8 protein-coding genes are annotated in these 8,396 nt (G+C 71.4%); 6 read left to right on the forward strand and 2 right to left on the reverse strand.

Translation table 11 applies throughout. The features are described 5' to 3' along the window. Positions 1-237 (reverse strand): hypothetical protein (locus ABZ371_RS25110; RefSeq protein ID WP_358683545.1); only part of this gene is annotated, 237 nt, incomplete at its 3' end. Between the two features lie 29 nt (positions 238-266). Between ABZ371_RS25110 and hutH the strand changes: the two genes are divergently transcribed. Continuing rightward, the gene (hutH, locus tag ABZ371_RS25115) at positions 267-1,826 is read left to right on the forward strand and encodes a histidine ammonia-lyase (protein ID WP_358683531.1); all 1,560 of its coding nucleotides are present in this window, start codon (positions 267-269) and stop codon (positions 1,824-1,826) included. Positions 1,827-1,889: 63 nt separating this feature from the next. Here the strand turns inward: hutH and ABZ371_RS25120 are convergent, their stop codons facing one another. Beyond that, positions 1,890-2,195: a hypothetical protein gene (locus tag ABZ371_RS25120; protein ID WP_358683533.1), complete on the reverse strand. Its 306-nt coding sequence runs from the start codon at positions 2,193-2,195 to the stop codon at positions 1,890-1,892. Positions 2,196-2,303: 108 nt separating this feature from the next. Here ABZ371_RS25120 and ABZ371_RS25125 point away from each other — a divergent pair, with 108 nt between their 5' ends. The 5 genes from ABZ371_RS25125 (at position 2,304) to gdhA (ending at position 8,334) form a co-directional block, all read left to right on the forward strand. Continuing rightward, positions 2,304-2,705 (forward strand): hypothetical protein, encoded by a 402-nt coding sequence (locus ABZ371_RS25125; protein ID WP_358683535.1) that lies wholly within the window; start codon positions 2,304-2,306, stop codon positions 2,703-2,705. 179 nt (positions 2,706-2,884) lie between these two features. After that, positions 2,885-4,153, forward strand: coding sequence for an Ig-like domain-containing protein (locus ABZ371_RS25130; protein WP_358683537.1), 1,269 nt, complete (start codon positions 2,885-2,887; stop codon positions 4,151-4,153). Between the two features lie 153 nt (positions 4,154-4,306). Further along, a complete protein-coding gene (locus ABZ371_RS25135) occupies positions 4,307-5,764 on the forward strand; it encodes an ABC transporter permease (protein WP_358683539.1) in 1,458 nt (485 codons plus the stop codon). A gap of 45 nt (positions 5,765-5,809) precedes the next feature. Then, complete coding sequence (locus tag ABZ371_RS25140) at positions 5,810-6,493, forward strand: ABC transporter ATP-binding protein (protein WP_358683541.1); 684 nt, start codon at positions 5,810-5,812, stop codon at positions 6,491-6,493. A 461-nt stretch (positions 6,494-6,954) separates the two neighbouring features. Beyond that, positions 6,955-8,334 carry an NADP-specific glutamate dehydrogenase gene (gene gdhA / locus ABZ371_RS25145; protein WP_358683543.1) on the forward strand — a complete coding sequence of 460 codons (1,380 nt, stop codon included), beginning with the start codon at positions 6,955-6,957 and terminating at the stop codon, positions 8,332-8,334. Positions 8,335-8,396: the final 62 nt, after the last annotated feature.

Genomic DNA, 8,396 nt, shown 5'->3' on the forward strand with positions numbered 1-8,396 from the left:
GATCATGCCGACACCCATGTTGAGCGTCTTCTCCAACTCCAGCCGCACGACCTGACCGGCCTTGCCGACCAGGTCGAAGACGGCGCCCGGGGTCCGGCAGGGCGTCGGCGGCACGCGACCCCGGACCACGCAGCGCCTGGGCGGCACGCGTCCCGGGGTCACCGGCAGGGCGTGGGCGGCGCCCGGGGTCACCGGCAACGGCCCGTAAGGGGTCAACCGCACGACCACTGGTGACATGTAGCGATTCAGTCCGTACGATTCTGAATATGGATATGCATACAGTCGTGGTGGGGACGTCCGGTACCACCGCCGAGGACGTCGTCGCCGTGGCCCGTGGGGGCGCCCGGGTCGAGCTCTCCGCCGCCGCCGTGGAAGCCCTGGCCGCCGCCCGGGAGATCGTCGACGCCCTCGCCGTCAAGCCCGAGCCGGTGTACGGCGTCTCCACCGGCTTCGGGGCCCTCGCCAGCCGGCACATCGGCCCGGAGCTGCGGGCGCAGCTGCAGCGCAACATCGTCCGGTCGCACGCCGCGGGCATGGGTCCGCACGTCGAGCGCGAGGTCGTCAGGGCGCTCATGTTCCTGCGGCTGAAGACCCTCGCCTCGGGACACACCGGCGTACGCCCCGAGGTCGCGCAGACGATGGCCGACGTGCTGAACGCGGGCATCACGCCCGTCGTGCACGAATACGGCTCGCTCGGCTGTTCCGGAGACCTGGCCCCGCTCTCGCACTGCGCCCTGACCCTGATGGGCGAGGGCGACGCCGAGGGCCCGGACGGCACCGTACGCCCCGCCGGCGAGCTCCTCGCCGCCCACGGCATCACGCCCGTCGAACTGCGCGAGAAGGAGGGACTCGCCCTCCTCAACGGCACCGACGGCATGCTCGGCATGCTCGTGATGGCCCTGGCCGACCTCAGGAACCTGTACACCTCGGCCGACATCACCGCCGCCCTCACCCTGGAGGCGCTCCTCGGCACGGACAAGGTCCTCGCCCCGGAGCTCCACGCCATCCGCCCGCACCCCGGCCAGGGCATCTCCGCGCAGAACATGCTGCGGGTGCTCGCCGGTTCCGGGCTCACCGGGCGCCACAGCGAGGTCACGGGGGACGCCCCCCGGGTCCAGGACGCCTACTCCGTACGCTGCGCGCCCCAGGTCAACGGGGCCGGACGCGACACGCTCGCGCACGGCCGGCTCGTCGCGGACCGGGAGCTGGCCTCCGCCGTCGACAACCCGGTCGTGCTTCCGGACGGCCGGGTCGAGTCCAACGGCAACTTCCACGGGGCACCCGTGGCGTACGTCCTGGACTTCCTGGCGATCGTCGCGGCCGACCTCGGGTCGATCACCGAGCGCCGCACGGACCGGCTGCTGGACCGGAACCGTTCGCACGGCCTGCCTCCGTTCCTCGCCGGCGACGCCGGGGTCGACTCGGGGCTGATGATCGCCCAGTACACGCAGGCCGCGCTGGTCAGCGAGCTGAAGCGACTCGCCGTCCCCGCCTCCGTCGACTCGATCCCGTCGTCCGCGATGCAGGAGGACCACGTCTCCATGGGCTGGTCGGCCGCGCGCAAACTCCGCACGGCCGTCGACGGCCTCGCGCGCGTCGTGGCCGTCGAGCTGTACGCCGCCACGCGTGCCGTCGAACTGCGCGCCGACCGGGGCCTCGTCCCCGCGCCCGCCTCGCGGGCCGTCATCGAGGCCCTGCGGGCCGCCGGGGTCCAGGGCCCGGGGCCCGACCGCTTCCTCGCCCCGGACCTGGCCGCCGCGGACACCTTCGTGCGGGAGGGGAAGCTGGTCGCGGCCGTGGAGGCGGTGACCGGACGCCTGGACTGAACCGTGCGGGACCACCGGCGGCCCCGCCGGCGGTCCCCCGCCGGCCGGAGGGCCGCGAAGGGCTCAGAGGCCGGTGCGCACCGTGCCGGACCGGCGTACCGAGTAGGCGACGAACCCGGCTCCGACGGACAGGGAGAGCGTGCCGCCGATCACGTACGGCGTGGTGTCGAACCCGGCCCCCGTGTCGGCGAGCCTGTCCTGCGCGACGGGCTCCACCGCCGCGCCCCGCGACGCCCGGGCGACGCTGCCGGCCGGACCGCCGTGCGGGGCCGTCCCGCCGGTGGCGTTGGCGGAGGGGACGAACCAGAGGGCGCAGAGCAGGGTGCCTGCCGCCGTGGTGGTCAGCAGCATGCGACGAGCGATGGACACGGAATGGATCCCCTTGCGACGACCAGCAGTTAGCCCCGTGACCCGATGCTAAGCAAACCAGCGGGTCGGACGAAACCCGCAGGTCCCACGAGCCTTACGCTCCGGCGTATGACGACTGCGCAGACACCCTCATTTGTTCGGCTTCGCGTGGAGATGGTGCTCGAGGTCACCGACCCCGACGCCCTGACCGGCACCGCGCTCGAGAGCATCGCCGCCGATTTCACCGCCTCGGGGGCGTCCGCCGACGAGTCCGCCGAGGAACGCACGCATGCCGAGGAGACGGTCAGGGAAGACGGAGCGGAGGCCGTCGCCTCGCTCATCGACCCGTTCGACCTGATCGGGCAGGTGCCCGGGGTGGAACTCGCCCAGGCGTCGTGGAGCAGCGAGACGATCGACTACGACCCCGAAGCCGAGGACTGGGCGGCCGGCGGCGAGGACGACGAGCTCTACCACGGAGTCGGGGAGGATGCGGCGGACGAGGAGGAGGACGGCGGGGCCACGGAACGCTGACGCCCGCCGACACGTCCCTCAGGGTGCGGGAACCACCGGCGTCACCGGCGCGTCGATGAGTGGTGTTCCCCACATCTGCCGCAGGCGTGGAACGGAACACCCGATCCGGGTGTTCTTGGAACATTGAGGGGATCGCTGTGAGGTGGTCCCGTCCGGGGAATTTCGGGGAATCGGCAACGATGGAGAAGCGTGTGATGACGGTCAGCAAGCGGCGCAAGGGCCTGACGGCCGCGTCCGCACTGCTCGGCGGCGTGCTGGTGCTTTCGGCCTGCAGCGACGACGGCGGTGGCACGGGCGCGAGCGCCGGCAGCTCGAAGACGTCGCAGGCGCAGGTGGACGAGGCCGCGGCCAAGGACGCCTCGGAGGCGCAGATAACGATCGCGCCGAAGAACGGCGCCACCAACGCGAGCATCAACAACGCGGCCGTGGTGACCGTGGCCAAGGGCAAGCTGACCGAGGTGACGATGACCACCGCGGCCGGCGACGCCGTGGAGGGCACGCTCGCCGCCGACGGCTCCAGCTGGAAGCCGAAGGGCCAGCTGGAACGCTCGACCACCTACCGGATCAGCGCGACGGCGGCCGACTCCGAGGGCCGCAAGGCGCACGGCAACAGCTCCTTCACCACGGTGTCCCCGGAGAACAGCTTCATCGGGAACTTCACCCCCGAGGACGGCTCCACGGTCGGCGTGGGCATGCCCGTCTCGATCAACTTCAACAAGGCGATCACCAACAAGAAGGCCGTCCAGGACGGCATCAAGGTGACGTCGAGCAGCGGCCAGGAGGTCGTCGGCCACTGGTTCAACAACCAGCGCCTGGACCTGCGCCCCGAGGACTACTGGCAGGGCGGTTCCACCGTCACGCTCAAGCTGGCGCTGGACGGCGTCGAGGGCGCCGACGGTGTCATGGGGGTGCAGCAGAAGACGGTCACCTTCAAGGTCGGCCGCAACCAGGTCTCGACGGTCGACGCCAAGGCCCACACCATGACCGTCACCCGGGACGGCAAGACGGTCAAGACGATTCCGATCTCCGCCGGCTCCTCCGACAACCCGACGTACAACGGCCAGATGGTGATCTCCGAGAAGTTCAAGGAGACCCGCATGGACGGTTCGACGGTCGGCTTCACGGACGACGACGGCAAGGGCGAATACGACATCAAGGACGTGCCGCACGCCATGCGGCTGTCCACCTCGGGCACCTTCATCCACGGCAACTACTGGGGCGCCAAGTCCATCTTCGGCAGCGCCAACACCAGCCACGGCTGCGTCGGCCTGTCCGACACCAAGGGCGCGGACGACCCCGACACGCCCGCCGCGTGGTTCTACGACAACTCCATGATCGGTGACGTGGTCGTCGTCAAGAACTCCCCGGACAAGACGATCGCCCCTGACAACGGCCTCAACGGCTGGAACATGAGCTGGTCGGAGTGGACGGCGGGCTCCCAGGCCTGATCACGCGCTCCCCGCGCCCTTCCCCCCTCCCGAAGGCGGCGGCACCCGGACTTCCCGGTGCCGCCGCCTTCGGCGTGTGCGGCCGTGCGGGTTCTCATCAGGCTCTCATCGCGGCCTCAACTCCTCATCACACCCGGTCCATAGCTTCGGGCCATGTTCTTCACCTACCTCCGGCGCGAACTGCGCCGCCGCAGAAAGGCGGCGCTCGTCGTCGCCTCCGGGCTCGCCCTGGGTATCGCGCTGGTCATCATCGTCACCTCGGTGTCCTCGGGCATGGCCAAGGCCCAGGACAAGGTCCTGGAATCGCTGTACGGCCTGGGCACGGACATGACGGTCACCAAGGCCGCCGCGGCCCAGGGCTCGGGCACCCAGCGGCCCCGGTTCGAGTTCGACGCCGAGGACGGCGACGCGGCGGACCAGAGCACCGACCGGGTCATGGTCCAGGGCTTCCGGACCCTGGCCGCCGGCACCGTCGCCCAAGTCGCCGGCCAGGACGGCGTCTCGGACGCCGTCGGCGGCCTGAGCCTGACGGTCATGAAGGTCGACGGCCAGTTCCGGCGCGGCGAGTTCGAGCAGGACCCGGCCGCGGGGCAGGACGGCCCCGGGGGCGGGCAGAACGGCCGGCCGCAGGGTGAGGTCAAGGGCGGCGGTGCCTCCTTCGACGTCAACTCATTCACCGTCTACGGCACCGACGTCACCCGGCAGGACCTCGGCCCCCTGACCTCCTCCGCGATCACCGCGGGCCGTGGCTTCAAGGCCGCCGAGACCGACGCGAAGGTCGCGGTCGTGGACTCCGCCTACGCCCAGGAGAAGGGGCTGACGGTCGGGAAGACCGTCACGATCTCCGGGACGGCGTACCCGGTCGTGGGCGTCTCCACCGCGGACAGCGGTGACGCCGCCGCCGACGTCTACCTCCCGCTGAAGCAGGCGCAGACGGTCGCCGGATCCAAGGGCCAGATCACCACCATCTACGTGAAGGCCGTCGACTCGCAGCGGATCGACGCCGTCAAGGCCGCCATCCAGAAGAACATCACCGGCACGACGGTCACCACGTCCGCCGACCTCGCCGACACCGTGTCCGGATCCCTCTCCACCGCCTCCGGCCTGGCCTCCAGCGTGGGCACGTGGCTCTCCGTCGCGGTCCTGGCGGCCGCGTTCCTGGTCGCGGGCCTGCTGACCTCCTCCGCCGTCAGCCGGCGCGTCCGGGAGTTCGGCACCCTCAAGGCCCTCGGCTGGAAGAGCGGACGCGTCACCGGCCAGGTTGTCGGCGAGGCCCTCGTCAACGGCCTGACGGGCGGAGTCCTCGGCATAGCGGCCGGGCTCGCCGGCGCCTACGCCGTGACCGCCTTCAGCCCCACCCTCACCGCCCAGCTCGGCTCCTCCGGCGGCGGCGGAGGCGGCGGCATGGGAGGCGGCGGCCCGATGGGTGGCGGCCCGGGACGCGGGACCGCCTCCAGGACCCTCGACATCGCGCTGACCGCTCCGGTCTCCCTCACCACGATCCTCGTCGCCGTCGCCCTGGCGGTGGCCGGCGGTCTCGTCGCGGGAGCCTTCGGCGGCTGGCGGGCCTCCCGGCTGCGCCCGGCCGACGCGCTGCGACGCGTCGCCTGACACCGCCCCGCACCTTCCCCTCGTACGTACAGCAGGAGTCCACACGTGTACCAGCTCAAGGGCGTCACCAAGCGCTACATGCGCGGCAAGAACCCCGTCGACGCGCTCGCCGGGGTCGACCTGACCATCGAGGACGGCGGGAGGCTCGTCATCCAGGGCCCGACCGGTGGCGGCAAGTCCACCCTCCTGCAGATGCTCGGCGGACTTGACCGCCCCACGTCCGGCACCGTCGAGCTCGACGGTGTCGATCTGGCGAAGCTCCCCGAGTCCCGGCTCACCAAGGTCCGGGCCGAGTCCATCGGCTTCGTCTTCCAGAGCTTCAACCTGATCCCGACGCTCACCGCCCAGGAGAACGTCGAGACCGCGCTCGTCCCCCTCGGCCTCGGCGCGAGGACGCGGCGCGAACGTGCCGCCGAGGCACTGGAGTCGGTCGGCCTCGGCGACCGGCCCGGCCACCTGCCGAGCGAGATGTCCGGCGGCCAGCAGCAGCGCGTCGCGATCGCCCGGGCGCTCGTGAAGCGGCCGAAGGTGCTGCTCGCCGACGAACCGACGGGCAACCTCGACGAGTCCATGCGCGACGAGATCATGGACCTGCTCGACGGGCTGTGGAAGGAACACGGGCTGACCTTCGTGATGGTCACCCATGACAGCTCCCTCGCCCGCAAGGCCCCCCGCGTCGCGACCATCCGCAAGGGCAGAGTCACCGTGACGGAGAACGCGGTGGCGTGAGTCGTGCACGGCAGGGGTGTCGCGGGCCGCAACCCTGATCCGGGTGCGTGCCGGTTCGTGCGGCGGCAGGTGTCCGGAGACACCGGGCGCCGCGCCCCGCCCGGCCGTGGTGGTGACTCGGCCCGGCCTCGGGTCGTGCGGGCCGCCACGGGCGGTCCGAAGCCCGCACGGACCTCTTCCGGAACCTCACAGTCCCCGCCGAGGGACTGTGAGGTTCGCCACCCCGGAGCGGGCGCGCCGCCAGGTTTCCGGGGGCGTGTCCGCCCCGGCGGGAAGGCCACCGGGGCCTGTGGCGCCTCCGCCCGGAAACGGACGGGCGGGGCCACTATGTGGAACGGCTCCTGGGAACGCGGCGACCCGCTGGGACAATTGGCTGGTGCACGGTCCGCCAGGGCCGGTGGCGCCTCCGGGGACAGGGAGCGCCGACGCGCACGAGCCCACCCACGGAAGGTCTTGATCAGATGCCGGCCAGCTCCGCCCCCGTCACCCAGCACACCGTCGACGACCGTGTCATCGAGCCGCTCTACGCGGCGGTCCTGCGCCGCAACCAGGGCGAGAAGGAGTTCCACCAGGCGGTGCGCGAGGTCCTCGAAACCCTCGGCCCGGTGCTGGCCGAGCGGCCCGAGTTCGTCGACGCACGGATCATCGAGCGTGTCTGCGAGCCCGAGCGCCAGCTCATCTTCCGGGTGCCGTGGGCGGACGACTCCGGTCAGATCCACGTCAACCGGGGCTTCCGTGTGGAGTTCTCCAGCGCACTCGGCCCGTACAAGGGCGGACTGCGCTTCCACCCCTCGGTCAACCTCGGCATCGTGAAGTTCCTCGGCTTCGAACAGATCTTCAAGAACGCCCTCACCGGAATGCCGATCGGCGGCGGCAAGGGCGGGGCGGACTTCGACCCCAAGGGCCGCACGGACGCCGAGATCATGAGGTTCTGTCAGTCCTTCATGACCGAACTCCACCGCCACCTGGGCGAGTACACCGACGTCCCCGCCGGTGACATCGGTGTCGGCGGCCGTGAGATCGGCTACCTCTTCGGCCAGTACAAGCGCATCACCAACCGTTACGAGTCCGGTGTCCTCACCGGCAAGGGCCTCGGCTGGGGCGGCGCGCTGGTGCGTACGGAGGCGACCGGGTACGGCTGCGTGCTCTTCACGGCCGAGATGCTCCGGGTGCGCGGCGAGTCCCTCGACGGCCAGCGCATCGCCGTGTCCGGCTCGGGGAACGTCGCCATCTACGCCATCGAGAAGGCGCAGCAGCTCGGCGCGACGGTCGTCACCTGCTCCGACTCCGGCGGTTACGTCGTCGACGAGAAGGGCATCGACCTGGCCCTGCTCAAGGAGATCAAGGAGACCGGCCGGGGCCGGATCTCCGAGTACGCCGAGCGCCGCGGCCCGCACGTGCGGTACGTCGCCGGCACCGGCGTCTGGGACGTGCCCGTGGACGTGGCACTGCCCTGCGCCACCCAGAACGAACTCCACGAGGCCGACGCGCTCACCCTCGTGCGCAACGGGGTCAAGGCGGTCGCCGAGGGCGCCAACATGCCGACGACGCCCGAGGCGGTCCGCGTCCTCCAGGACGCGGGCGTCGCCTTCGCGCCCGGCAAGGCGGCCAACGCGGGCGGGGTCGCGACCAGCGCCCTGGAGATGCAGCAGAACGCCTCCCGTGACTCCTGGACCTTCGCCCACACGGAGGAGCGCCTCGCGGAGATCATGCGCCACATCCACGACTCCTGCTTCACCACCGCCGAGAAGTACGGCAGCCCCGGCAACTACGTGGCCGGTGCGAATATCGCGGGCTTCGAACTGGTCGCCGACGCGATGCTGGCGCAGGGCCTCATCTGACGCGGCGCCAAGGCCTCGCCCGATACGGGCTCGAAGGCTGCCCGGCCGGTCCCCGGCCGGGC

This window comes from Streptomyces sp. NPDC005899 (genome assembly GCF_040629645.1).
GTDB lineage: Bacteria > Actinomycetota > Actinomycetes > Streptomycetales > Streptomycetaceae > Streptomyces.